This is a genomic window from Bifidobacterium sp. ESL1130 (assembly GCF_058507935.1).
This window is the reverse complement of record NZ_CP196379.1, coordinates 1-25491: the sequence shown is the minus strand read 5'-3', so window position 1 is coordinate 25491 and position 25491 is coordinate 1. Positions and strand designations below refer to the sequence as shown.

The window sequence follows — 25491 nt, the reverse complement described above, 5'->3', positions numbered from 1 at the left end:
TTATCAACGGCGCGGCTTACCGGCCGACGGCGTGCTAAACGTAAAAGGAGCAGTCATGGCTGAAGATGACAACAAGGAGAGGTTCGACGCACAGTCCGCGGCGCCCGAGCAGAATGATGCCGGCGGCAGTGACAGCGCTTCGCACAGCGGCGCGGAGAGCAGCCCGTTCTCCGGGCTGTACGGCAGTCAGTCCGATTCGAAGGACTCTGCTGGCGGCGTGCAGGCACACGATGCGCAGTCGGCTGCGAGCGAGAGCACGACTGATGCGGATGCGGCAGCGCAGGGCGTGTCCCAGAGCGGGGCGGAACAGTCCACTGAACGTATTGCTCAGCCGGCCTCGTACACCGATAATCCTTATGAGACCAACGATTTTCTAACCACGCGCGTGGATGCTTCCCCAGCTCCTCAGTATGGTGCTCAGTACAACGCTCCGTACGGTCAGCAGACGGCCCAGCCGACCACTCAGCAGTACAGCCAGCCGGAGTACGGCCAGTACGCTTACAGCCAGAACATGCCGGAGTATGGCCAGTACAGCACGGCTTATACACAGCCTGACCAGACTGCGGGCGCTGGCGGGCAGTATGGCGCTCAGTCTCAGCAAGCTCCCACAGACGGCGCAAACTTCGGTGGCGCTGCAGGGCCCGCAGGCCCGGTGGATCCGAACAATCCCAATGGTCAGCAGTTCGCTCCCGGCAATGGCGGCAACGGCTCCACGGCAACGCGGCGCAAGCTCAGCAGCAACACGGTCACGGCCATCGTCTCGGCTGTGATTACGGCGGTGCTGTGCCTTGGCATCGGTTATACGGCGCTGGTCAACGGCTGGGTGCCGATTCACAGCTCCAGCTCCATGACCGGTATCAGTTCGAACACGTCCGGTGAGGGTACGGCCACACCCAAGGGCGGCGCCGCTCCGGATTGGGTTGCCGTCTCCAAGCAGGTTTCCAACTCGGTGGTTTCCATCCAGACCCAGGTACAGGGCGGTGAGGCCAAGGGTTCCGGTGCTGTTCTGGACACTGAAGGCCACATCGTCACCAACAACCACGTCATCTCCGGCGGCCAGGACATCCAGGTCACGCTCGCCAACGGTCAGATGTACAAGGCGAAGGTGACGGGCACCGACCCCACCACCGATTTGGCGGTCATTCAGCTCGAGAACGCGCCCAAGGATCTTACTCCGGCCAAGTTCGCGAACTCCGACAAGCTTGCCGTGGGCGAGAACATCATGGCCGTGGGCAACCCGCTTGGCTATGACGACACCGCCACCACCGGCATCGTTTCGGCACTCAACCGCCCGGTGAGCGTGATGGACGACAACCAGTCGCAGGTGGTCACCAACGCTGTGCAGATCGACGCGGCCATCAACCCCGGCAACTCCGGCGGTCCTACGTTCAACGTGGCCGGTGAGGTCATCGGCATCAACTCCTCCATTGCCACGGCTTCCTCGTCGTCGCAGGGCCAGTCAGGTTCGATTGGCATCGGCTTTGCCATCCCTTCGAATCTGGTCAAGCGTATCGCTGACGAGATCGTTTCCGACGGTTCGGCCAAGCACGTCATGCTTGGTGTCACCATCAAGGACGCCACAGTCGAAGCTGACGGCATCAACCGCAGCGGTGCTCAGATCACCAAGGGTCAGAGCGGACAGGCCGTCACGCCCGGCAGCCCGGCCGCCAAGGCAGGCCTGAAGGAGGGCGATACGGTCGTGGCCTTCAACGGCAACGCTGTGGGCAGCAACTCTTCGTTGCTCGGCTTCGTGCGCGCTGCAGGGCTGAACGATAAGGTCAAGCTCACTGTGGTGCGTAGCGGCAAGACCATGGACGTAGACGTCACGCTTGACAAGGAAGAAAGCCAGGTTTCCGGCTCCAACAAGCAGGAGAACGGTCAAAACGGACAGGGCGGTCAAGGTCAAGGTCAGCAAGGTCAGGGCCAAGGCGGCAACGGTTTGGGTGGTGGCCAGGGCCAAGGCCAGGACGGCAATGGCGGTGGTCTTTTCGATCCGTTCGGCCTGTGGTAAACCAAGGTAACAGTAAGCGTAGATAGATTCGAAAACGGTAGTTGCCGCCAGACGGCACACGGTTATCTGATAGGCCCCGAGGTGATTTTGCCCGGGGCCTGCTTACATCTTGGGGGCAAGTGCGATATGGTAGAGGCATATTGTGCGCGATGAGCATCGCGTGTACGAGTATGACGTATTGATTAAGGGAGAAAGCAGTGAGTGAGGCAAGTAGCGTAGCGAATGCGAGCGGAGAAGCGGCGACGGGGCAGGCTGGCGCTGCAGCGGCTGAGGCTGAGGCGGGAGCGCAGGCTTCGACGGCGGATACTGGAGAACTGCGCATCGCTGTGGTAGGCGCTGGCCCTGCAGGAGTCTATTCTTCTGATATTTTCCTGCGTGAACTCGCCAAGCGTGGCGAAGAGCTCGGCCTGCCCACATCGGCTCGCATCGACCTGTTCGAGAAGCTGCCGGTGCCGTTTGGTTTGGTGCGCTATGGTGTGGCACCCGATCACCCGGCTATCAAGTTCATCACCGGCGCGTTGGAGAAGACGCTTGACAACCCGCGTATCCACTTGTATTGCGATGTGACGTTCGGCAAGGATCTGACGCTGGACGATGTGCTGCAGCGTTACGATGCCGTGCTGTTCGCCACGGGCGCGGTGGCCGATAAGCCGCTGTGTCTGTCGGGGGCGAACCTTGAAGGCGTGTTTGGTGCGGCACGGTTTGTGGAATGGTACGACGGCTATCCGACCGGTGCCAAGCAGTGGCCGTTGGAGGCTGAGCAGGTTGCCGTGATTGGCGGCGGCAATGTGGGTATGGATGTGGCACGTGAACTGATGCGCCGTGCCGACGATCTTAGGGAAACCACGGATATTCCTGACAACGTGTATGAGGGCATCGCGGGCAACCGGGCCAAGGAATTGCACATGTTCATTCGCCGCGGTGTGGCGCAGGCCAAGTTCTCGGTGCAGGAGCTGCGCGAGCTTGAGCAGCTGCCCGGTGTGCAGCTCATTGTGGACGACGCTGATTTCGAATTGGATGATGACACGATTGCCGAGGCGGGCACCGATAAGCTCACCCGTCAGATGGTGGAGGAGCTGTTCGCAGTGCGTGACATGGCTGAGGATATGTCCGATGGCACTGATTTCGAAGGCAATCCTGCTGACCGTAAGTACTACCTGCATTTCAACGCCGACCCTGTGGAAATTCTGGGACAGGACGGCAAAGTCTCTGCGTTGCGCGTGGAACGTACATGCACCAGCGCCGACGGTGTCATGAAACGTACGGGTGAATTCACGCAATACCCGGTGCAGTCGGTGTATCATGCCATCGGTTACCAGCCGGCGAGCGTGGACGGTGTGCCCTACGACGATCGCCGTGGTGTGTTGGCCAACCAGGACGGTCGCATCGTCACCGAAACCGGCGTGGAGACAGGTTCTGCCGCTGAGATATGCCCAAGGCTGTATGCCACCGGTTGGGCCAAGCGCGGACCGGTCGGCCTCATTGGCTCCACCAAGTCTGACGCGCTCGCCATCGTGGGCAACATGCTTGATGATTTCGCCGCTGCAGGTCATGCTGGCCAGGTGGCGCCTGACCGTGATCCGGAGTCCATCGACCGTCTTTTGGCTGAGCGTGGCATTCGACCCATTGACTTCGCTGGATGGAAGCGCGTGGATGCGTTTGAGCGTGAACAGGGTGCCCAAGAGGGGCGCGAGCACAAGAAGGTAACTGATCCTGACCAGATGCGTTCGCTGGCACACGGAGAGTGAAACAATGGTGATGCGGCCACGGGTGAGCTGAATAGCTTCCCTGCGGCCGCCGCGCAGGAGGGTACTGACATGAGCGGTTTGGACGAGGAACCAGAGGGCTTGGTGGGGCGCGAGTCGTCGGCTCTGCCGGGAAGATTCGGCGAGCCGCTGGAAGTCACACATGTGTTGACATCGCGAGGTGGTGGCAATGCGGTGCCGTCGCGTCCATTGTTCCTGTGCTTGCATGGCTGGGGCTCGAATGAGCAGGATTTGGCCGGTATCATGCGCTATGTCGCGCCCGATAACGATTTTGTCTCCTTGCGGGCACCCTTAGTGCTGCAAGCTGAGGGGGCGGGGGAGTTTGGCATGGGTTCCGGCGCGTTCAGCTGGTTCCATGACTCAGTCCCGGTGGGTGAGGATTTGGACCGCGATGCCTATGCGGCGAGCCAAGCCATTGACCGCTGGGTGGCTGAACATGTTGATCAGGGTCGCCCGGTCGTGCCTATCGGTTTTTCGCAGGGCGGTCTGCTGGCCGTGCATTTGCTGCGCATACATCCCGAACGTTACCGTGCCGCTATCTCGCTATCTGGTTTTTTGGCTCCTGGCGGTGTGCCCGGCACCGCTCCTGCGGACGACCGTTTGGCAGGGTTGAACATTCCGGTGTTCTACGGTTATGGGCAGCAGGATGCCGTGCTGCCCAAGTATGAGATGTCGGCGATGGCCGCTTGGCTTGGGGAGCACTCGTGGCCGACGGTCAAAGCATATCGTTCGCTTGACCATGCGGTGAGTCTTGAAGAGTTCTCCGACATTCGCCAGTGGCTCATTCTGCACAATCTGTCATCAGGCGTAATCTGAAACTACGGCTATGCTGCCTGCGTCGCGTCGCGTCGCGTCGCGTCGCGCCGGCATGGCACATGGCACCACAGCAGCGTAGCCGCAGATTCGTCAAGCGGATGAGGTGCCGATGGTGATGCTGCGTTTATAGCTCGGAATCTGCATCCACCTGCATCACATACACATTGCGCCGTAGCTGTTTGGCTTGAGCGCGTGTGATCTCCTCGTTTTCCAGCATGTCTTGAATGATGCCCAACTCAATGGTGTAGCTCTCGTGCCGCGCCTCCTGTACTTTGGCGGAAGCAGTGGCATTGGCCTCCAGTGTGGGGCGACTGCGTAGCGACGATTCCGTGCTGCGATAGTCCAGCAGCAAGGCCGAATAGTATGCGGTCAGCGCTGTGCTACCGCCCATGGCTTCTGAGATACGGTTGATGACGTACTCCACGGCCTCAATCTGGATGTCGTGGACATACTTATAGATTTCATCTTCCGTCAGCATTGGGGCCGTGCGTCGTATCTTGCTGTTGAGCCTGTGCATAACGAGCTTGAACCTGTGCCAGTTGGCACGTATACGTCCGAGTATCTTAGCTACCAGGCGGCTGCCGGTCTTTTTGGCCTTCCGATTTTCGGTGTGGCGCAGCGAGTTCATGATCTGATCCATCATGCGCTCACATGCCTCGATCTGCAGGTTGCGCACATGCTCGCTGAGCGAGGTGTCGGCTTTGACTTGTGCAAGGCGGTTTTTAATGTAGTCTTTCTCCCAACGCAATGCTTCGATCTGCAGGTCTTGGAATTTCTCAGCGTCAATGGTGCCAGTGCGCTGTTTCAACCTAGTGATGCGCTTGTTGTAGGAGTCGATAACGGGCAGCACGATGCGCCGGTTTTCCGACGTTACACCGCTGGACAGCTCCTCCACGGTGCGCTTGAGCACGGTGATGGTGACGTTGGCCAGTTTGGCCGCACCGTCGTCAGAGCTTTTGTTAGGCGCCAGCAGGGGGAGGAGGAAGTTCGCCAGCAGCAGCGTGACGATGATGACGCCCGAGGCGATGAAGATGAGTTCCGAGCGTAGGGGGAACAGCTCACCGGTGTCAATGACGAACGGGATGGTGAACATCAGCGAGAGCGTGATGGTGCCTTTGGCTCCGCCGAAGGTCATGATGGCGGCGCTACGCCAACGGTGGCCGTCCATCTTCTTGCGCTTGCCGGTGGCTGGGTCCTTCGAAGTGCCCACCATCACCGCCACCCACAGGAAGCGCAGTGCGAGCACGACTGCCGAGACAAGCAGAATCAGTTCCAGCAGTGTGCCGTTTGATACCGCTTGGTCTTCCCAACTGGCACGGATGGTATCGGGCAGTTGCATGCCGAGCAGAATGAACACGGTGCCGTTCAGGCTGAATGAGACCACGGACCATACGCTGTTGGAGACGATGTTGGTACGTGCCGTGTTCGGGCTGATGCCGGTACGGTCAAAGTGCACAAAGAGGCCGAATGCCACTACGGCAAGTATGCCGGACACGTGCGCGACTTCATCGGCTACCGAGTAGACGAGGAAGGGGAGGAACAGTTCCATGAGAATGCGGCTGGTGGTGGTTTCCCACCCGGCTGCACGTACCGCTTCAAAGAGTTTGTTCGTCAGGAATGCGGCTACGACTCCTATGATGGCTCCGCCGACGAAGGAGACCACGAAATTTCCTGCTGCATCGGCAAAGGAGAATGAGCCGGTCACAGCGGCCAAAATCGAGAACTGGAAGCCCACTACGCCCGAGGCATCGTTGAACAGGGATTCTCCGGAAAGGATGCCTTTTTGCCGTTCGGTCAGTGATGCTTCATGGCTCAATGACGAGACTGCCACTGCGTCTGTGGGCCCAAGTGCCGCTCCCAAGGCGAATGCTGCGGCCAAAGGGATGCCCGGCCATGCCCAGTGCAGTACGAATCCAATGACTGCCATGGTTATCAGTGCCAGTCCGATCGCGAGTTCCAGCGACGGCTTCAGTGTTTTAATCAACGTCTGCTTGTTGATCTGGTGCGCTTCCAGGTACAGCAGAGGCGCGATGAACAACACCATGAATAGAGATGGGTTGAGTTTCACCACGGGGAACGAGGGCAGGAACGTAAGTGCAACGCCGAGTGCTATTTGTACCAACGGCGTTGAGATACGGGGAATGAAGCGGCTCACGAAAGACGAGAGCACCACCGCCCCCAAGATGGACAGGATCAGTTCGAGTATTTCCATATATTGCTCCCCGTTGACTGTATTCGTGATGTTGTGCTGACAGCATATTGGCACGCTTCGCCACGGTACGTGCGTAGGCGCACCGTACACTGGTGTGTCCGCGTTTTATACTGGCTTTTCATAGGTCTCCTCCCATTATAAAGGATTGTTCTTTCCGTCTTATGTCTATTATTTGCCCTTCTACATTTTCTTTGGGCGGACATGCGTATTTTCTTGGGAGACGATCGCGTTAATGTTCGCCGAACCCTGTCGTTACCGCTAGACTACCCGTATGAGCGATTCTCTTCAGCCTGCTGCGATTTCCACGACCGCAAAGACCACTAAGCCTGTCCGAGGTACAAGCGGTTTCACATCGGCTATGCATCGGGCTCTGAGTTTGGCTGAAGACGCACAAGCCGCCGGCGAAGTGCCTGTGGGAGCGGTGGTGTTAGATGCCGCAGGCGAGATTATCGGTGAGGGGCGGAACCGTCGTGAGACCAGCGGCGACCCTCTGTCTCATGCTGAGGTAGAAGCGTTGCGTCAAGCAGCTGTATCTCGTTGTGCAGCGTCCGCCGATACCTGCGGCACAGGCACCACTGCTTCGTGGAACTTGTCGGATTGCACGTTGGTAGTCACTCTTGAGCCGTGTCCCATGTGTGCAGGTGCTGCACTTCAAGCGCACATCGGCCGCATTGTGTTTGGCGCTTGGGACGAGAAACTGGGGGCCTGCGGGTCAGTATGGGACATTCCGCGTGACCCGCACATCGGCTCACGACCTCAGGTGTTTGGAGGGGTATGCGAGTCCGAGTGTGCTGCAGCATTGCAGGACTTCTTCTCGGCTCGCCGTCGTGTTACTTCCTAGGCAGCTTCGGGCCAATGCCCGGCGTAATTTTCAGCGCGGTCCACACACATCTCAGCAGTATTATGCACAGGTAGGCCGCCAGCAAGTAAGATCCTGTGCGAGCTGACACCATTGTGGCAAGATGAGTGCCGATTGGTGCTGCTATGGCTGCCACAATTCCAATGAACAGTCCTTTTCTTACGTCAACCAAATGCCGCTTCCAATTGGAGAGGGTGCCGGTGATGGAACTGGGGAACATGGCCAGCAATGACGTGCCTCGAGCCACTAGGTCTGAAGCACCGAACAGCAGTGAGAGGGCAGGCACTGCAACAGCGCCTCCACCTACTCCCAGCAGAGCTGACAGCATACCGATGATTACGCCGAGCACTATGAGACTGACTGCCGTGCCTGTGCTCATGGTGATGCTCGAGTCGCGAGAAGGCGTATACACGAGTTGCGAAATCACCACGAAGAACAGGAATGCCACGTATACCCAGCGCAGCAACAGTTCTGATAGACGCGAGAGCAGCCAACTGCCGATGAGTGATCCGATTACCGTGCCGCACACCATGAGCAGCGCTGCCAACCAGTCCACATGCCCGTCTGCAGCGTACGAGATCACGCCGGATATGGACATCGGAATGATGGAAGCAAGCGATGTAGCCGCCGCGTGCCGCTGCGTCATGCCGATCCACACCATCGCCGGCACAACAATTGATCCACCGCCAATACCGAACAGGCCTGAGAGTACGCCTGCCAGAAGGCCCACCGCCACCATCACAATGGTGCGCTTCACTGTGGCAATTGGCATACGGCTCATATCAGCGTTCCGTTTTCCGTAAAGCGTTGCACATCCGGCTGCAAGCGTTCGTACTTGCGTCGGGTTTGTGCAAAATCAACGAAGAAAAGCTTGTACCAGGTCAGGAAGGTAAAGATATTCCATATCTGACGTCTGGCATCCCTCACGCCGTCAAAGTTTTCCTGCAGCAGTTTTAGGATTGCCTGCTGATCGAAGAACTGAGCGACCCAATCCTCGTTGAACAGTGCACGAATCTGACTGCAGTACTTCTCTTGTCTCAGCCAAGATTTGATGGGCACCGGGAAGCCGAGCTTGCGTCGGTTGGCACACTCATCGGGCAGGCGCCGGTTGGCAGCCCTGCGGAAGATGTCTTTCGAGTCATGATTGTTGATGAGTTTGCTTGAGGGGATGCCGTTCGCCAGTTCCGCCACTTCGCGGTCGAGGTATGGCACACGCAATTCGAGCGAATGCGCCATGGAAATCTTGTCGGCCTTCTGCAGGATGTCGCTGAGCATGAAGTGGTGCAGGTCGATGTACTGCATCTGTTTCACATCTTCGGCACCAGCGACCTTGTCGAAGTCGCGTTGGTATAGGTCTTGTGCGGTTGGACCGTTGCGATAGGCCGGCTTCAGCACTGCATCAGCCTGCTCGCCGGTAAAGATGGTGGGCTGGTCCAGATCATAGATGTATGACTGACCGGCATAGTATTCCCGCGGTTCGGCGGTCTGCGTGTACATTTGCGTGCGCCCCGGGAAGTTCGGCATCTTTTTGAGCGCGCTGGCCACGGCCTTGCGTGCTGGGGCGGGCAGTTTGTGCATGGCGCTCGCCGCGCTTCGCAGTGTTTTGTTGTTGGTATGAATGCCGTAGTTGACGTACCCGGCAAACAGCTCGTCCGCACCTTCTCCGGAGAGCACTACGGTTACCTTCTTGCGCGCCAGCCGGCATAGGTACCACAGCGGTACCACCGAGGGGTTGGCATCAGGCTCGTCGAGGTGGTATTGCATCTCGGCGAAATCTCGGAACGCTTCGTCTCCGTCAACGCTGCCTTGGTTGAAATTCAGCCCTTCGCTCTCGGCCAGCAGCTTGGCGTTGCTGGCTTCGTCGTAGGGGCCTTCGTCGAAGTTGATGGTGAAGACTTCCTCCGGTTTGAGCACGGTGGTGATGTAGCTTGAATCCACACCTTCTGAGAGGAAACTGCCCACGGGTACGTCGGCTACGCGGTGCGCTTCCACGGACTCGGTGATGGTGTCATCGATTTCGGCGATGATTTCTTCGTCGCTGCGGCTGTAGTCGATGGCATAGGTGGCATCCCAGAATTCATGCGTGTGCATGGTGCCGTCGTGGTATTCGAACCAGTGCCCGGCGGGGAAGCGGTATACACCCTTGAAGAATGTCTCCTCGAGATCGTTGTACTGGTTCATCAGGAACGGTTTGACGGCCGTCTGGTTGAGTTCCTTCTTGAAATGCGGGTGTACCAGGAACGATTTGATTTCCGATCCTGCGATGAAGGTGCCGTCTTGGTTGTAGTAGTACAGGGGTTTGATGCCGAAGTGGTCGCGTGCTCCGAACATGCTTTTCTTGTTGTCATCCCAAATCAGGAAGGCGAACATGCCGCGCACCCTGCTCAGCAGCTGATCCATGCCCCATTCCTCATACCCGTGCAGCAGCACTTCGGTATCGGCTTTGGTGCGGAAGGTGTGCCCTGCGGCAATGAGTTCTTTGCGTAGTGTTTGGTAGTTGTATATCTCGCCGTTGAAGGTGATGAGTATGGATTCGTCTTCGTTGAAGATTGGTTGTTTGCCGCCTGCGAGGTCGATGACGCTCAGACGTCGGAATCCCATGGCGGTGGTGTCGTTGGTGTAGAAGCCGCTGCCTGACTCGTTGGGTCCGCGGTGCGCGATCATACGCATCATGGATTGAATCGTTACGTCTTTATCTACAATCGTTGGGTCACAAAACGCCACAATACCGCACATGCGCTCCTCCAGTCTGACAGCCCTTGTCTGTCGTTCAGCCCCAATGGCCCCTGGGCAGTTTCGTTGATGCTGTGAACGGTCGGGCTAATTGCCGCCGTAGATTTCCAAGAATAGCTACAACCGTGGGCTAATGGTGCAGCGATTTCGTGCTATGGAATACCGTATCTTGCTATACTATTTCATCTTTACAACGCGCTTGATGAGGGCACTGTTTCTTGAATTCATAAAGATTCTGGGTGATTCTCCAATATGTTCGCATGGTACATATCCTGATTTTCACTCAGAGGATTCCTGAATCGTTCGTTCAACCAATTCCGGCAGCGCTTGTGCGATGTCGTCGTGTATCAATGAGGTGGCGATTCGGTCATACTGGGTGCGCCCCATGTTCATGATGGTCACTGGAACTCCGGCCTGCGCAGCGATTGGTGCCAGGCTTGCAGCGGGGAACACTTCTAAAGTCGAACCGATTACCCAGAATTCGTCCGCTTTCGCTACAGCTGCACTGGCGTGTTCCATCGCCCCTTCGGGCAGCATTTCCCCGAAATACACCACGTCGGTTTTGATGATTCCGTTGCAGGGCATGTTGCCGCTATAGGGAAGTCTGCGGTGGCAGTGCGGGTCTGGTTCCTCGTCCAGCATTGCCATGATGTCTGCTGTCCGGTATTGTGCGTGGCACTTCATGCAGTGCGAGGTTCCGATGCTGCCGTGCAGATTGACGATGATGTCGCTTGAGTTGCCTGCTTTCTCGTGCAACGCATCGAAATTCTGCGTGGCCAGCAGGGTCAGCATGCCTGCCTCCTCCAGCTTCACTAGGGAGCGGTGTGCTGCCCCGGGTTCTGCATTCCACACTGGCGAGGCTTTCTGCCAGGCCCAAGAGTATTGGCGCTGCTTGGTGTCACTGAGGAATGTGTCGATGTCGTATACGCTCATCTGTTCGGGGTGCTTGGTCCATACCCCCTCCGGTCCGCGAAAGTCCGGTATGCCTGCAGAGGTCGATATCCCTGCGCCTGTCAATACGGCAATGTGTTTGCTCATATCTTCAAGTTTATAGCAGGTTCGTCGCAGACAGGTGAGCGGTAAGTATTGGCGTAAGTCAGCGGCTTGAATGTTTGAGGACGTAGAGAGACATATATAGGGAGAAGACATAGGTGCATGGGTGTGCTGTGCCTAAAAGGTTGATGGTGTGAAGCAGAAAGAGGACATATTAGGTACATGGTGTGCTGGGCTTTCGGGGCGAAGATGGGGGAGTGGCTATACAACACGCCGATGAACGCCTAATTTTCGAGCTTGATTCGGGAAATATTGCGGCTAAACTAGGTCATGGAAGGCATAAAAGCCGGTTTTCGACACGCCGAGAGAACCCCTGAATTTCAAGGGTCTCGCGGCATTCTTGCGTACCCGACTTGCGCAAAGTCAAGAACTCGCGTATATTTATCTCTTGCTGCTCATCACAACAGCTTCTCTCCAAGAGATGATGTTGAGTTGGTGTGGTGGTGGTTTGAGAACTCAAGAGTGTGTCTGTACTACTTTATTTTTTGTTTTGATTGCCAGTCCGATGTCTGCCTTGCTGTTGTGGTGGGGTCACCGAGGGGTGTTAATTGATGTCGGGGTTTTTTGGTGAGGGACGTTTCCTTCCTTAAGGAAACGGACTGTCAATTTATTATTTGGAGAGCTTGTAAAAGGCTTTTTCACGAATTTTTTTGTGGAGGGTTCGATTCTGGCTCAGGATGAACGCTGGCGGCGTGCTTAACACATGCAAGTCGAACGGGATCCATGGTGCTTGCACTATGGTGAGAGTGGCGAACGGGAGAGTAATGCGTGACCAACCTGCCCTGTACTTTGGAATAGCTTCTGGAAACGGGTGGTAATGCCGAATGTTCCACATGATCGCATGTGATTGTGGGAAAGGGTTTACCGGTATGGGATGGGGTCGCGTCCTATCAGCTTGTTGGCGGGGTAATGGCCCACCAAGGCTTTGACGGGTAGCCGGCCTGAGAGGGTGACCGGCCTCATTGGGACTGAGATACGGCCCAGACTCCTACGGGAGGCAGCAGTGGGGAATATTGCACAATGGGCGAAAGCCTGATGCAGCGACGCCGCGTGCGGGATGAAGGCCTTCGGGTTGTAAACCGCTTTTGTTAGGGAGCAAGCGAGAGTGAGTGTACCTTTCGAATAAGCACCGGCTAACTACGTGCCAGCAGCCGCGGTAATACGTAGGGTGCAAGCGTTATCCGGATTTATTGGGCGTAAAGAGCTCGTAGGCGGTTTGTCGCGTCTGGTGTGAAAGTCCATCGCTTAACGGTGGATCTGCGCCGGGTACGGGCAGGCTAGAGTGCAGTAGGGGAGACTGGAATTCCCGGTGTAACGGTGGAATGTGTAGATATCGGGAAGAACACCAATGGCGAAGGCAGGTCTCTGGGCTGTTACTGACGCTGAGGAGCGAAAGCGTGGGGAGCGAACAGGATTAGATACCCTGGTAGTCCACGCCGTAAACGGTGGATGCTGGATGTGGGGCCCATTCCACGGGTTCCGTGTCGGAGCTAACGCGTTAAGCATCCCGCCTGGGGAGTACGGCCGCAAGGCTAAAACTCAAAGAAATTGACGGGGGCCCGCACAAGCGGCGGAGCATGCGGATTAATTCGATGCAACGCGAAGAACCTTACCTGGGCTTGACATGTTCCTGACCGCCTCAGAGATGGGGTTTCCCTTCGGGGCAGGTTCACAGGTGGTGCATGGTCGTCGTCAGCTCGTGTCGTGAGATGTTGGGTTAAGTCCCGCAACGAGCGCAACCCTCGCCTTGTGTTGCCAGCACGTTATGGTGGGAACTCGCAAGGGACCGCCGGGGTTAACTCGGAGGAAGGTGGGGATGACGTCAGATCATCATGCCCCTTACGTCCAGGGCTTCACGCATGCTACAATGGCCGGTACAACGGGATGCGACATGGTGACATGAAGCGGATCCCTTAAAACCGGTCTCAGTTCGGATTGGAGTCTGCAACTCGACTCCATGAAGGCGGAGTCGCTAGTAATCGCAGATCAGCAACGCTGCGGTGAATGCGTTCCCGGGCCTTGTACACACCGCCCGTCAAGTCATGAAAGTGGGCAGCACCCGAAGCCGGTGTCCTAACCCTTGTGGAAGGAGCCGTCTAAGGTGAGGCTCGTGATTGGGACTAAGTCGTAACAAGGTAGCCGTACCGGAAGGTGCGGCTGGATCACCTCCTTTCTACGGAGAATTCAGGTCACTGTTTGGTGGCCGGTGTCGGCCTGCCGGTGGATAGTCCGCTGGTTGGGTCTTGCTGGTGTGGAAAAGATCAGAGCGTTTATAGAGATATTGTGGTTGGGCATGCTTTTGGGTTCCCGGACTGTCACCCCAGATTTGTTTCTGGTGCGGTTCGTGCCTTCTGGCTGGGTGATCATGGTTTGTGGTTGTCTGGTTGGTTGTGTGTGGTGGTTTGAGAACTGGATAGTGGACGCGAGCAAGCAAGATGTTTCTTGTTTGTTTTGTTAGATGCAATTTTTGATTGAACTCTTATTTGAGTTCGGTCGATCGTTTTGTGATCATTATGTGACGATGTGTTGTCTAGGTGTTACATGGCAGGTGCGCGTGGCTGGGTTTTATGCCTGGTGAGTGTGTTGCTTGTTATGGCGTATGGTGGATGCCTTGGCAGACAGTACCGATGAAGGACGTTGTAGGCTGCGATAAGCCTCGGGGAGCCGCCAAACGGGCTTTGATCCGAGGATTTCCGAATGGGGAAACCCACCGGCCGTTATGGGTCGGTACCTGCCGGTTTTGCCGGTGTGGAGGGGACGCAGGGAAGTGAAACATCTCAGTACCTGTAGGAAAAGATATTCCGTGAGTAGTGGCGAGCGAAAGCGGAGGAGACCAAACCTTGTATGTGTGATAGCCGTCAGGTGTTGCGTATGAGGGGTTGTGGGAGCATGTGTCCAAGTGCTGACGAGCTTGGCGGGTGAATGTGAACGTGGTAGGTGAACAGGATTGAATTCCTGGCCGTAGAGGGTGATGGCCCCGTAGCCGAAGGCGCGTTCCTGCTTGATTGTGTTTCCCAAGTAGCACGGTCCACGAGGAATTCCGTGTGAATCTGCCCAGACCGTTGGGTGAGTCTAAATATATCTGTCTGACCGATAGTGAACGAGTACCGTGAGGGAAAGGTGAAAAGTACCCCGGGAGGGGAGTGAAATAGTTTCTGAAACCGTGCGCTTACAAACCGTCGGAGCCTTCTTTGTGGGGTGACGGCGTGCCTATCGAAAAATGAGTCTACGAGTCAGTGGCATGTGGCGAGGCTAACCCGTGTGGGGAAGCCGTAGCGAAAGCGAGTGTGAATAGCGCGTTGAGTCGCGTGTCCTGGACCCGAAGCGGGATGATCTAGCCCTGAGCAGGTTGAAGCACGGGTAAGACCGTGTGGAGGACCGCACCCACCTAGGTTGAAAACTGGGGGGATGACTTGGGGTTAGGGGTGAAAGGCCAATCAAATTCCGTGATAGCTGGTTCTCTCCGAAATGCATTTAGGTGCAGCGTCGTGTTAATTGCCTCCAGGGGGTAGAGCTACTGGATGCTTGCGGGCCCGTATTGGGTACCAATAGCAACCAAACTCCGAATACCTGTGAGGTGTATCGCGGCAGTGAGTCGGCGGGGGATAAGCTCCGTCGTCGAAAGGGAAACAGCCCAGATCGTCGTCTAAGGTCCCTAAGCGTGTGCTAAGTGGGAAAGGATGTGGAGTCGCATCGACAGCCAGGAGGTTGGCTCAGAAGCAGCCATCCTTGAAAGAGTGCGTAACAGCTCACTGGTCTAGTGGTTCCGCGCCGACAATGTAGCGGGGCTTAAGCACACCACCGAAGACGCGGCAGTATTTTTGTACTGGGTAGGAGAGCGTTCCGTTCTGGGGTGAAGCGGCGGTGTAAACCTGTCGTGGACTGGGCGGAAGTGAGAATGTAGACATGAGTAGCGAGAGACGGGTGAGGATCCCGTCCGCTGGATGACCAAGGGTTCCGGGGCCACGTTCATCGTCCCCGGGTGAGTCGGGTCCTAAGGCGAGGCCGACAGGCGTAGTCGAATGGATGAACGGGTTGATATTCCCGTACCGGTGCACAACCGACAGATCCGAAAGTTAGATGCTAACCTCCATGTGTGTGGATCTTGCCCTTCGGGGTTGGTGAAGCGTGTGTGTTGGGACCCTCTTTCCGGTAGGGTAGCACAGGAGTGACGTGATGGGTAAGCCGGCTGCGGAGGTGGTTTTCCGTGGTTAAGCGTGTGGCCTGTCCCCTAGGCAAATCCGGGGGGCGTGAAGGGTGAGGCGTGATGATGGGTCCCGTTGGGGACGAATCCGGTGGTTCCTGTTGCCAAGAAAAGCTTCGGTGTGAGGGTGTGTTCCGCCCGTACCGTAAACCGACACAGGTGGTCAGGTAGAGTATACCAAAGCGATCGAGCGAATCCTGGTCAAGGAACTCGGCAAATTACTCCCGTGCCTTCGGTATAAGGGAGACCCCTTCGTGTGAAGCCATTTACTGGTAGAGCGTTGGGGGGTGGCACAGACCAGGGGGTAGCGACTGTTTACCAAAAACACAGGTGCATGCGAAGACGTAAGTCGCTGTATATGCACTGACGCCTGCCCGGTGCCGGAAGGTTAAGAGGATCCGTCATCCCTCTTCGGAGGGGGCAGCGGTGAATTTAAGCCCCGGTAAACGGCGGTGGTAACTATAACCATCCTAAGGTAGCGAAATTCCTTGTCGGGTAAGTTCCGACCTGCACGAATGGCGTAACGACTTCCCCACTGTCTCGACCAGGAGCTCGGCGAAATTGCAGTACGAGTAAAGATGCTCGTTAAGCGCAGAAGGACGAAAAGACCCCGGGACCTTTACTATACCTTGGTATTGGCATTAGGTGAGGACTGTGTAGCATAGGCGGGAGACGTTGAAGCTGTGGCGCTAGTCATGGTGGAGTCGCAAGGTGAAATACCGCTCTGTTTTTATTTGATGTCTAACCTCGACGCGTTATCCGTGTCAGGGACAGTGCCTGGCGGGTAGTTTAACTGGGGCGGTTGCCTCCTAAAGAGTAACGGAGGCGCCCAAAGGTTCCCTCAGCCCGGTTGGCAATCGGGTGTTGAGTGTAATCGCACAAGGGAGCTTGACTGCGAGACCGACGGGTCGAGCAGGGACGAAAGTCGGGGATAGTGATCCGGTGCCGGCGTACGGACGCGGCATCGCTCAACGGATAAAAGGTACCCCGGGGATAACAGGCTGATCATTCCCAAGAGTCCATATCGACGGGATGGTTTGGCACCTCGATGTCGGCTCGTCGCATCCTGGGGCTGTAGCAGGTCCCAAGGGTTCGGCCGTTCGCCGATTAAAGCGGCACGCGAGCTGGGTTCAGAACGTCGTGAGACAGTTTGGTCTCTATCCTCTGCGCTCGTTGGAATCTTGAGGAGACCTGCCCATAGTACGAGAGGACCTGGGTGGACAAACCTCTGGTATGCCGGTTGTCACGCCAGTGGCATGGCCGGTTAGCTACGTTTGGAAGGGATAACCGCTGAAAGCATCTAAGCGGGAAGCCTGCTCCAAGATTAGGATTCCGTGCGCCCTTTGAGGCGTTGGAGACCCCATGCTAGATGACATGGTTGATAGGCCGGACGTGGAAGCCCTGTGAGGGGTGGAGCTGACCGGTACTAATGGTCGAATGGTAATACACTTTTCTCTTCTCTTTGGAGAGGGGTTGGCGTGTGTTCTGCGTGTATTGTTGATGGCATCACGGAGTGTGGTGGTCATGAAACGTGTGGTTGTGTCTGATTCGCGTCTGCTTTCCGGTTCCCAAACCGTCACGGTTGCCCCATGCTTTCGGGTGTGGTGATAGTTGAAGATTTGTGGTGGTCATAGCCCAGGGGAAACGCCCGGTCCCATTTCGAACCCGGTAGCTAAGGCCTGGCACGGCGATGGTACTGCACTCGGGAGGGTGTGGGAGAGTAGCGCACCGCCACATTACTTTTCTGTGAGGGGTAGGGACTTCGGTTTCCTGCCCCTTTCGTTTTTGTGTTCCGCAGCGCACGGGTGGTAGAAAATCTGCAGCAAACCCAAAAGGTAAATCTGACATAACAAACCTTATCGGTATGGAAGCATGTTCGCGTAGACAGAAGCTCAAGCCTCTTCATCGTAAGGGTGTTGCTTCAATACGAATGGTTATGTGCGAAAGGCTTGCTAAGTTCGTGAGCATGTACATACGTTGAGAACACTGCGTAGCTCTGCTCTTTCACCTGCTGACATGCGGTTTGACCACTTTGTGATGAAACCGTTCTCATACAAACCTTGCGCAGCCCGCATGGTCTGGCGTGAACTCATGGAAAGACGGTTGCCGGCAGCCTGCTGCATGGTGGAAGTAGTAAACGACGGCACCGGACGACGACGATACGGCTTCGACTCCATCAGAATATGGCGGTCTGGGTCTGTACCAGTGCTTACGACGCATTTGCTCCAGTCTGCGAGCACGTCCGTTCATGTCCCTGCTCGATTCTTGACAATAGACGCACTCATCTCGGCATGTGTAAGAACTACTACAACGCATCTGCAGCGCATCAATGATGCATCGTCTTTCTCGACATACTGTTTCCTGGCACACTGACGCGTCAGAAACCATCGAACACTATGATCTGTCCAATATGTGACAGCGATTGCACATTTGCCCTGTGCTGTGTGGATAATAACAGCATGGATACTCATGAACTTCAGCAGTATGTCAACGCAGATCACGCAGCAGATCTCGAGGCGGCCGAACAACGTCTGAGTGGTACAGTGCGGCATACGCCCACCATGCACTCCGACGCTTTGAGCAGCCGCAATGGGTTTGAAGTAGCGATGAAGCTCGAAAACCTTCAAGAGACCGGATCGTTCAAGATTCGCGGAGCATATAACAAGATTGCCGCTTTGGCTGATTCTGAACTAGAAAAGGGATTGGTAACTGCTTCTGCAGGCAATCATGCGCAAGGAGTCGCTTTCGCCGCCAAAGAGCGTGGCGCACAAGCTACCATCGTCATGCCTCGAGCAACTCCACCCCTCAAGGTAGATGCCACTAAAGCCTACGGCGCACACGTAGTGTTGCACGGTGAAAACTTTGATGAAAGCTCGGCGTACGCTCAGCAGCTTTCAACGGATAAGAAGATGACATTCGTACATCCGTTCGACGACTATGAAGTGCTGACCGGCCAGGGAACCATCGCTTTGGAAATTCTCCATGACAAGCCAGAAGTGACCGATATTGTAGTTCCGCTCGGCGGCGGAGGTTTAGGCTCCGGTATAGCCATGGCTGTGAAGACCTTCCGCCCAGATGTGCGCGTGATAGGTGCGATACCTGAACAGTCACCTGCCTGGAGACTGTCGCTCGATGCGGGAAGCGTGGTTCCTGCAGCTTCGGTGAACACTGCTGCCGAAGGTGTGGCTGTGAAACGTCCCGGAGATTTGACCTTTGCGCTGTTGTCGCGATATATCGATGACTTGGTTACTGTCAGTGAGGCTGAAATTTCGCAGATGATTCTGCTGATGTTGGAAAAACACAAGTTGGTGGTCGAGGCTGCAGGAGCAGTATCTCTGGCGGCGCTTGAACATCTGCAGGATGAATCCGAGGCCTTCAGGTCTGCTCAAGGAGAACATGTGGTGGTTCCGATCGTCTCGGGAGGCAACATCGATACCGTCACCATTGGCGCTGTAATTCAGCGGGGCATGATTTCGCGCGGTCGCATCATGCAGTTTGCGGTGGATTTGCCGGATGTGCCAGGGCAACTGGTCAAGGTAGCTTCCATACTCGCCGAACAGCGTGCCAACGTTATCGAGCTCAACCACGACCAGTTCAAGGCTTCTGGGCACTATCGCAATGGTGTGCTTCTTGAAGTGACCGTGGAAACGAACGGACCTGAGCATATTGAACGTATCTTGGCTGCCTTGCGTGGGCAGGGATTGCAGGTTCAGCAGACGTACTAAACCTCAAGGGGGTACGAGTGGCGGGCGCGCGGTTATCCGATGCGCCCGCTTTTGCGTATTGTGCGATGTGATGAGTGCTGGCAAGTATGGGAATGCACGGGATAACGAGCCCGAGTGTAAAGGGAGACGAGTGCACGATGTGCAGGTCGACAAAGCTATGAACGGGAATACGCACACGGTTGTGCGTGGGAGGTAGAGGGAGATAAGACCAACGGTGCAGGAAGGCTCACTCGTATAGGACGGGTGGTTTCTGAACGCCGATTGGCAGAAGAAACAGATAAACGGCGCTCGCGTGCTGGGTATTGGTCTGCTATGAGAAGGTAGATGCCTCGCGACACGCCGAAGGACGAGAATTCTGAAGGTATTTTGGCTAATTTTTTGAAGTAATTAGGCAGCAGTACTGTGCAGAAAGGGGTAGAAAACGCAGTTTTCGACACGCCGAGAGAATGGCGGAATTCCAACGAATAAAGGCATACTTTTCATGCGCAACTTGCAAAAGTAGCCAACCCCGTGTAAGTTACTTACTTGCTGCCCGACAGCGACAACAAATCTTCGAGATTGCTTGAAGTTGTTGGTGTGGTGGTGGTTTGAGAACTCAAGAGTGTGTCTGTACTACTTTATTTTTTGTTTTGATTGCCAGTCCGATGTCTGCCTTGCTGTTGTGGTGGGGTCACCGAGGGGTGTTAATTGATGTCGGGGTTTTTTGGTGAGGGACGTTTCCTTCCTTAAGGAAACGGACTGTCAATTTATTATTTGGAGAGCTTGTAAAAGGCTTTTTCACGAATTTTTTTGTGGAGGGTTCGATTCTGGCTCAGGATGAACGCTGGCGGCGTGCTTAACACATGCAAGTCGAACGGGATCCATGGTGCTTGCACTATGGTGAGAGTGGCGAACGGGAGAGTAATGCGTGACCAACCTGCCCTGTACTTTGGAATAGCTTCTGGAAACGGGTGGTAATGCCGAATGTTCCACATGATCGCATGTGATTGTGGGAAAGGGTTTACCGGTATGGGATGGGGTCGCGTCCTATCAGCTTGTTGGCGGGGTAATGGCCCACCAAGGCTTTGACGGGTAGCCGGCCTGAGAGGGTGACCGGCCTCATTGGGACTGAGATACGGCCCAGACTCCTACGGGAGGCAGCAGTGGGGAATATTGCACAATGGGCGAAAGCCTGATGCAGCGACGCCGCGTGCGGGATGAAGGCCTTCGGGTTGTAAACCGCTTTTGTTAGGGAGCAAGCGAGAGTGAGTGTACCTTTCGAATAAGCACCGGCTAACTACGTGCCAGCAGCCGCGGTAATACGTAGGGTGCAAGCGTTATCCGGATTTATTGGGCGTAAAGAGCTCGTAGGCGGTTTGTCGCGTCTGGTGTGAAAGTCCATCGCTTAACGGTGGATTTGCGCCGGGTACGGGCAGGCTAGAGTGCAGTAGGGGAGACTGGAATTCCCGGTGTAACGGTGGAATGTGTAGATATCGGGAAGAACACCAATGGCGAAGGCAGGTCTCTGGGCTGTTACTGACGCTGAGGAGCGAAAGCGTGGGGAGCGAACAGGATTAGATACCCTGGTAGTCCACGCCGTAAACGGTGGATGCTGGATGTGGGGCCCATTCCACGGGTTCCGTGTCGGAGCTAACGCGTTAAGCATCCCGCCTGGGGAGTACGGCCGCAAGGCTAAAACTCAAAGAAATTGACGGGGGCCCGCACAAGCGGCGGAGCATGCGGATTAATTCGATGCAACGCGAAGAACCTTACCTGGGCTTGACATGTTCCTGACCGCCTCAGAGATGGGGTTTCCCTTCGGGGCAGGTTCACAGGTGGTGCATGGTCGTCGTCAGCTCGTGTCGTGAGATGTTGGGTTAAGTCCCGCAACGAGCGCAACCCTCGCCTTGTGTTGCCAGCACGTTATGGTGGGAACTCGCAAGGGACCGCCGGGGTTAACTCGGAGGAAGGTGGGGATGACGTCAGATCATCATGCCCCTTACGTCCAGGGCTTCACGCATGCTACAATGGCCGGTACAACGGGATGCGACATGGTGACATGAAGCGGATCCTTAAAACCGGTCTCAGTTCGGATTGGAGTCTGCAACTCGACTCCATGAAGGCGGAGTCGCTAGTAATCGCAGATCAGCAACGCTGCGGTGAATGCGTTCCCGGGCCTTGTACACACCGCCCGTCAAGTCATGAAAGTGGGCAGCACCCGAAGCCGGTGTCCTAACCCTTGTGGAAGGAGCCGTCTAAGGTGAGGCTCGTGATTGGGACTAAGTCGTAACAAGGTAGCCGTACCGGAAGGTGCGGCTGGATCACCTCCTTTCTACGGAGAATTCAGGTCACTGTTTGGTGGCCGGTGTCGGCCTGCCGGTGGATAGTCCGCTGGTTGGGTCTTGCTGGTGTGGAAAAGATCAGAGCGTTTATAGAGATATTGTGGTTGGGCATGCTTTTGGGTTCCCGGACTGTCACCCCAGATTTGTTTCTGGTGCGGTTCGTGCCTTCTGGCTGGGTGATCATGGTTTGTGGTTGTCTGGTTGGTTGTGTGTGGTGGTTTGAGAACTGGATAGTGGACGCGAGCAAGCAAGATGTTTCTTGTTTGTTTTGTTAGATGCAATTTTTGATTGAACTCTTATTTGAGTTCGGTCGATCGTTTTGTGATCATTATGTGACGATGTGTTGTCTAGGTGTTACATGGCAGGTGCGCGTGGCTGGGTTTTATGCCTGGTGAGTGTGTTGCTTGTTATGGCGTATGGTGGATGCCTTGGCAGACAGTACCGATGAAGGACGTTGTAGGCTGCGATAAGCCTCGGGGAGCCGCCAAACGGGCTTTGATCCGAGGATTTCCGAATGGGGAAACCCACCGGCCGTTATGGGTCGGTACCTGCCGGTTTTGCCGGTGTGGAGGGGACGCAGGGAAGTGAAACATCTCAGTACCTGTAGGAAAAGATATTCCGTGAGTAGTGGCGAGCGAAAGCGGAGGAGACCAAACCTTGTATGTGTGATAGCCGTCAGGTGTTGCGTATGAGGGGTTGTGGGAGCATGTGTCCAAGTGCTGACGAGCTTGGCGGGTGAATGTGAACGTGGTAGGTGAACAGGATTGAATTCCTGGCCGTAGAGGGTGATGGCCCCGTAGCCGAAGGCGCGTTCCTGCTTGATTGTGTTTCCCAAGTAGCACGGTCCACGAGGAATTCCGTGTGAATCTGCCCAGACCGTTGGGTGAGTCTAAATATATCTGTCTGACCGATAGTGAACGAGTACCGTGAGGGAAAGGTGAAAAGTACCCCGGGAGGGGAGTGAAATAGTTTCTGAAACCGTGCGCTTACAAACCGTCGGAGCCTTCTTTGTGGGGTGACGGCGTGCCTATCGAAAAATGAGTCTACGAGTCAGTGGCATGTGGCGAGGCTAACCCGTGTGGGGAAGCCGTAGCGAAAGCGAGTGTGAATAGCGCGTTGAGTCGCGTGTCCTGGACCCGAAGCGGGATGATCTAGCCCTGAGCAGGTTGAAGCACGGGTAAGACCGTGTGGAGGACCGCACCCACCTAGGTTGAAAACTGGGGGGATGACTTGGGGTTAGGGGTGAAAGGCCAATCAAATTCCGTGATAGCTGGTTCTCTCCGAAATGCATTTAGGTGCAGCGTCGTGTTAATTGCCTCCAGGGGGTAGAGCTACTGGATGCTTGCGGGCCCGTATTGGGTACCAATAGCAACCAAACTCCGAATACCTGTGAGGTGTATCGCGGCAGTGAGTCGGCGGGGGATAAGCTCCGTCGTCGAAAGGGAAACAGCCCAGATCGTCGTCTAAGGTCCCTAAGCGTGTGCTAAGTGGGAAAGGATGTGGAGTCGCATCGACAGCCAGGAGGTTGGCTCAGAAGCAGCCATCCTTGAAAGAGTGCGTAACAGCTCACTGGTCTAGTGGTTCCGCGCCGACAATGTAGCGGGGCTTAAGCACACCACCGAAGACGCGGCAGTATTTTTGTACTGGGTAGGAGAGCGTTCCGTTCTGGGGTGAAGCGGCGGTGTAAACCTGTCGTGGACTGGGCGGAAGTGAGAATGTAGACATGAGTAGCGAGAGACGGGTGAGGATCCCGTCCGCTGGATGACCAAGGGTTCCGGGGCCACGTTCATCGTCCCCGGGTGAGTCGGGTCCTAAGGCGAGGCCGACAGGCGTAGTCGAATGGATGAACGGGTTGATATTCCCGTACCGGTGCACAACCGACAGATCCGAAAGTTAGATGCTAACCTCCATGTGTGTGGATCTTGCCCTTCGGGGTTGGTGAAGCGTGTGTGTTGGGACCCTCTTTCCGGTAGGGTAGCACAGGAGTGACGTGATGGGTAAGCCGGCTGCGGAGGTGGTTTTCCGTGGTTAAGCGTGTGGCCTGTCCCCTAGGCAAATCCGGGGGGCGTGAAGGGTGAGGCGTGATGATGGGTCCCGTTGGGGACGAATCCGGTGGTTCCTGTTGCCAAGAAAAGCTTCGGTGTGAGGGTGTGTTCCGCCCGTACCGTAAACCGACACAGGTGGTCAGGTAGAGTATACCAAAGCGATCGAGCGAATCCTGGTCAAGGAACTCGGCAAATTACTCCCGTGCCTTCGGTATAAGGGAGACCCCTTCGTGTGAAGCCATTTACTGGTAGAGCGTTGGGGGGTGGCACAGACCAGGGGGTAGCGACTGTTTACCAAAAACACAGGTGCATGCGAAGACGTAAGTCGCTGTATATGCACTGACGCCTGCCCGGTGCCGGAAGGTTAAGAGGATCCGTCATCCCTCTTCGGAGGGGGCAGCGGTGAATTTAAGCCCCGGTAAACGGCGGTGGTAACTATAACCATCCTAAGGTAGCGAAATTCCTTGTCGGGTAAGTTCCGACCTGCACGAATGGCGTAACGACTTCCCCACTGTCTCGACCAGGAGCTCGGCGAAATTGCAGTACGAGTAAAGATGCTCGTTAAGCGCAGAAGGACGAAAAGACCCCGGGACCTTTACTATACCTTGGTATTGGCATTAGGTGAGGACTGTGTAGCATAGGCGGGAGACGTTGAAGCTGTGGCGCTAGTCATGGTGGAGTCGCAAGGTGAAATACCGCTCTGTTTTTATTTGATGTCTAACCTCGACGCGTTATCCGTGTCAGGGACAGTGCCTGGCGGGTAGTTTAACTGGGGCGGTTGCCTCCTAAAGAGTAACGGAGGCGCCCAAAGGTTCCCTCAGCCCGGTTGGCAATCGGGTGTTGAGTGTAATCGCACAAGGGAGCTTGACTGCGAGACCGACGGGTCGAGCAGGGACGAAAGTCGGGGATAGTGATCCGGTGCCGGCGTACGGACGCGGCATCGCTCAACGGATAAAAGGTACCCCGGGGATAACAGGCTGATCATTCCCAAGAGTCCATATCGACGGGATGGTTTGGCACCTCGATGTCGGCTCGTCGCATCCTGGGGCTGTAGCAGGTCCCAAGGGTTCGGCCGTTCGCCGATTAAAGCGGCACGCGAGCTGGGTTCAGAACGTCGTGAGACAGTTTGGTCTCTATCCTCTGCGCTCGTTGGAATCTTGAGGAGACCTGCCCATAGTACGAGAGGACCTGGGTGGACAAACCTCTGGTATGCCGGTTGTCACGCCAGTGGCATGGCCGGTTAGCTACGTTTGGAAGGGATAACCGCTGAAAGCATCTAAGCGGGAAGCCTGCTCCAAGATTAGGATTCCGTGCGCCCTTTGAGGCGTTGGAGACCCCATGCTAGATGACATGGTTGATAGGCCGGACGTGGAAGCCCTGTGAGGGGTGGAGCTGACCGGTACTAATGGTCGAATGGTAATACACTTTTCTCTTCTCTTTGGAGAGGGGTTGGCGTGTGTTCTGCGTGTATTGTTGATGGCATCACGGAGTGTGGTGGTCATGAAACGTGTGGTTGTGTCTGATTCGCGTCTGCTTTCCGGTTCCCAAACCGTCACGGTTGCCCCATGCTTTCGGGTGTGGTGATAGTTGAAGATTTGTGGTGGTCATAGCCCAGGGGAAACGCCCGGTCCCATTTCGAACCCGGTAGCTAAGGCCTGGCACGGCGATGGTACTGCACTCGGGAGGGTGTGGGAGAGTAGCGCACCGCCACATTACTTTTCTGTGAGGGGTAGGGACTTCGGTTTC

At 55.9% G+C, this 25491-nt stretch carries 9 protein-coding genes, 6 rRNA genes and 1 pseudogene; 11 read left to right on the top strand and 5 right to left on the bottom strand.

Annotated elements, in window-relative coordinates; all coding sequences use genetic code 11:
* The first annotated feature begins 55 nt into the window (after window positions 1-55).
* The 3 genes from ACSYSO_RS00080 to ACSYSO_RS00070 all read left to right on the top strand — a co-directional run bounded on the left by ACSYSO_RS00080 (window position 56) and on the right by ACSYSO_RS00070 (window position 4593).
* Window positions 56-2011 (top strand): S1C family serine protease, encoded by a 1956-nt coding sequence (locus ACSYSO_RS00080; RefSeq protein ID WP_489760851.1) that lies wholly within the window; start codon window positions 56-58, stop codon window positions 2009-2011.
* A gap of 314 nt (window positions 2012-2325) precedes the next feature.
* Complete coding sequence (locus tag ACSYSO_RS00075; protein WP_489760868.1) at window positions 2326-3759, top strand: FAD-dependent oxidoreductase; 1434 nt, start codon at window positions 2326-2328, stop codon at window positions 3757-3759.
* 69 nt (window positions 3760-3828) lie between these two features.
* On the top strand, window positions 3829-4593 hold the full coding sequence (locus ACSYSO_RS00070; protein WP_489760852.1) for an alpha/beta hydrolase: 765 nt from the start codon (window positions 3829-3831) through the stop codon (window positions 4591-4593).
* A gap of 124 nt (window positions 4594-4717) precedes the next feature.
* On the opposite strand, the gene ACSYSO_RS00065 is transcribed toward ACSYSO_RS00070, so the two are convergent.
* Window positions 4718-6805 carry a cation:proton antiporter gene (locus ACSYSO_RS00065; RefSeq protein WP_489760853.1) on the bottom strand — a complete coding sequence of 696 codons (2088 nt, stop codon included), beginning with the start codon at window positions 6803-6805 and terminating at the stop codon, window positions 4718-4720.
* A 358-nt stretch (window positions 6806-7163) separates the two neighbouring features.
* Between ACSYSO_RS00065 and ACSYSO_RS00060 the strand changes: the two genes are divergently transcribed.
* Window positions 7164-7646 carry a nucleoside deaminase gene (locus tag ACSYSO_RS00060; protein WP_489760869.1) on the top strand — a complete coding sequence of 161 codons (483 nt, stop codon included), beginning with the start codon at window positions 7164-7166 and terminating at the stop codon, window positions 7644-7646.
* On the opposite strand, the gene ACSYSO_RS00055 is transcribed toward ACSYSO_RS00060, so the two are convergent.
* From ACSYSO_RS00055 to ACSYSO_RS00045, 3 genes are all read right to left on the bottom strand, one after another.
* A complete protein-coding gene (locus ACSYSO_RS00055; RefSeq protein WP_489760854.1) occupies window positions 7636-8445 on the bottom strand; it encodes a sulfite exporter TauE/SafE family protein in 810 nt (269 codons plus the stop codon). The genes ACSYSO_RS00060 and ACSYSO_RS00055 overlap by 11 nt on opposite strands.
* Complete coding sequence (gene asnB, locus ACSYSO_RS00050; protein WP_489760855.1) at window positions 8442-10400, bottom strand: asparagine synthase (glutamine-hydrolyzing); 1959 nt, start codon at window positions 10398-10400, stop codon at window positions 8442-8444. The genes ACSYSO_RS00055 and asnB overlap by 4 nt, the downstream gene beginning before the upstream one ends.
* Before the next feature lie 276 nt (window positions 10401-10676).
* Complete coding sequence (locus tag ACSYSO_RS00045) at window positions 10677-11435, bottom strand: Sir2 family NAD-dependent protein deacetylase (protein WP_489760856.1); 759 nt, start codon at window positions 11433-11435, stop codon at window positions 10677-10679.
* Window positions 11436-12099: 664 nt separating this feature from the next.
* Between ACSYSO_RS00045 and ACSYSO_RS00040 the strand changes: the two genes are divergently transcribed.
* The 3 genes from ACSYSO_RS00040 to rrf (ACSYSO_RS00030) all read left to right on the top strand — a co-directional run bounded on the left by ACSYSO_RS00040 (window position 12100) and on the right by rrf (ACSYSO_RS00030) (window position 17391).
* Window positions 12100-13623 (top strand): 16S ribosomal RNA (locus ACSYSO_RS00040).
* Between the two features lie 406 nt (window positions 13624-14029).
* Window positions 14030-17104 (top strand): 23S ribosomal RNA (locus ACSYSO_RS00035).
* A 170-nt stretch (window positions 17105-17274) separates the two neighbouring features.
* Window positions 17275-17391: ribosomal RNA gene (gene rrf, locus ACSYSO_RS00030) — 5S ribosomal RNA — on the top strand.
* The 16S, 23S and 5S rRNA genes sit together here, the layout of an rRNA operon.
* Window positions 17392-17687: 296 nt before the next feature.
* On the opposite strand, the pseudogene ACSYSO_RS00025 reads toward rrf (ACSYSO_RS00030), so the two are convergent.
* Window positions 17688-17831, bottom strand: a pseudogene (locus tag ACSYSO_RS00025) (DNA topoisomerase); the annotation flags it as partial.
* A 282-nt stretch (window positions 17832-18113) separates the two neighbouring features.
* Between ACSYSO_RS00025 and ilvA the strand changes: the two are divergent.
* The 4 genes from ilvA to rrf (ACSYSO_RS00005) all read left to right on the top strand — a co-directional run bounded on the left by ilvA (window position 18114) and on the right by rrf (ACSYSO_RS00005) (window position 25458).
* Window positions 18114-19379: a threonine ammonia-lyase gene (gene ilvA, locus ACSYSO_RS00020; protein ID WP_489760857.1), complete on the top strand. Its 1266-nt coding sequence runs from the start codon at window positions 18114-18116 to the stop codon at window positions 19377-19379.
* 788 nt (window positions 19380-20167) lie between these two features.
* Window positions 20168-21690, top strand: a 16S ribosomal RNA gene (locus ACSYSO_RS00015).
* 406 nt (window positions 21691-22096) lie between these two features.
* Window positions 22097-25171: ribosomal RNA gene (locus ACSYSO_RS00010) — 23S ribosomal RNA — on the top strand.
* Between the two features lie 170 nt (window positions 25172-25341).
* Window positions 25342-25458, top strand: a 5S ribosomal RNA gene (gene rrf / locus ACSYSO_RS00005).
* Window positions 25459-25491 lie beyond the last annotated feature (33 nt).

What these genes read in the sequence shown, in the direction of transcription:
- ACSYSO_RS00080 (WP_489760851.1), top strand. Translation starts at nt 56, where the DNA reads ATGGCTGAAGATGACAACAAGGAGAGGTTCGACGCACAGTCCGCGGCG.
- ACSYSO_RS00070 (WP_489760852.1), top strand. Translation starts at nt 3,829, where the DNA reads ATGAGCGGTTTGGACGAGGAACCAGAGGGCTTGGTGGGGCGCGAGTCG.
- ACSYSO_RS00065 (WP_489760853.1), bottom strand. Translation starts at nt 6,805, where the DNA reads ATGGAAATACTCGAACTGATCCTGTCCATCTTGGGGGCGGTGGTGCTC.
- ACSYSO_RS00060 (WP_489760869.1), top strand. Translation starts at nt 7,164, where the DNA reads ATGCATCGGGCTCTGAGTTTGGCTGAAGACGCACAAGCCGCCGGCGAA.
- ACSYSO_RS00055 (WP_489760854.1), bottom strand. Translation starts at nt 8,445, where the DNA reads ATGAGCCGTATGCCAATTGCCACAGTGAAGCGCACCATTGTGATGGTG.
- asnB (WP_489760855.1), bottom strand. Translation starts at nt 10,400, where the DNA reads ATGTGCGGTATTGTGGCGTTTTGTGACCCAACGATTGTAGATAAAGAC.
- ACSYSO_RS00045 (WP_489760856.1), bottom strand. Translation starts at nt 11,435, where the DNA reads ATGAGCAAACACATTGCCGTATTGACAGGCGCAGGGATATCGACCTCT.
- ilvA (WP_489760857.1), top strand. Translation starts at nt 18,114, where the DNA reads ATGGATACTCATGAACTTCAGCAGTATGTCAACGCAGATCACGCAGCA.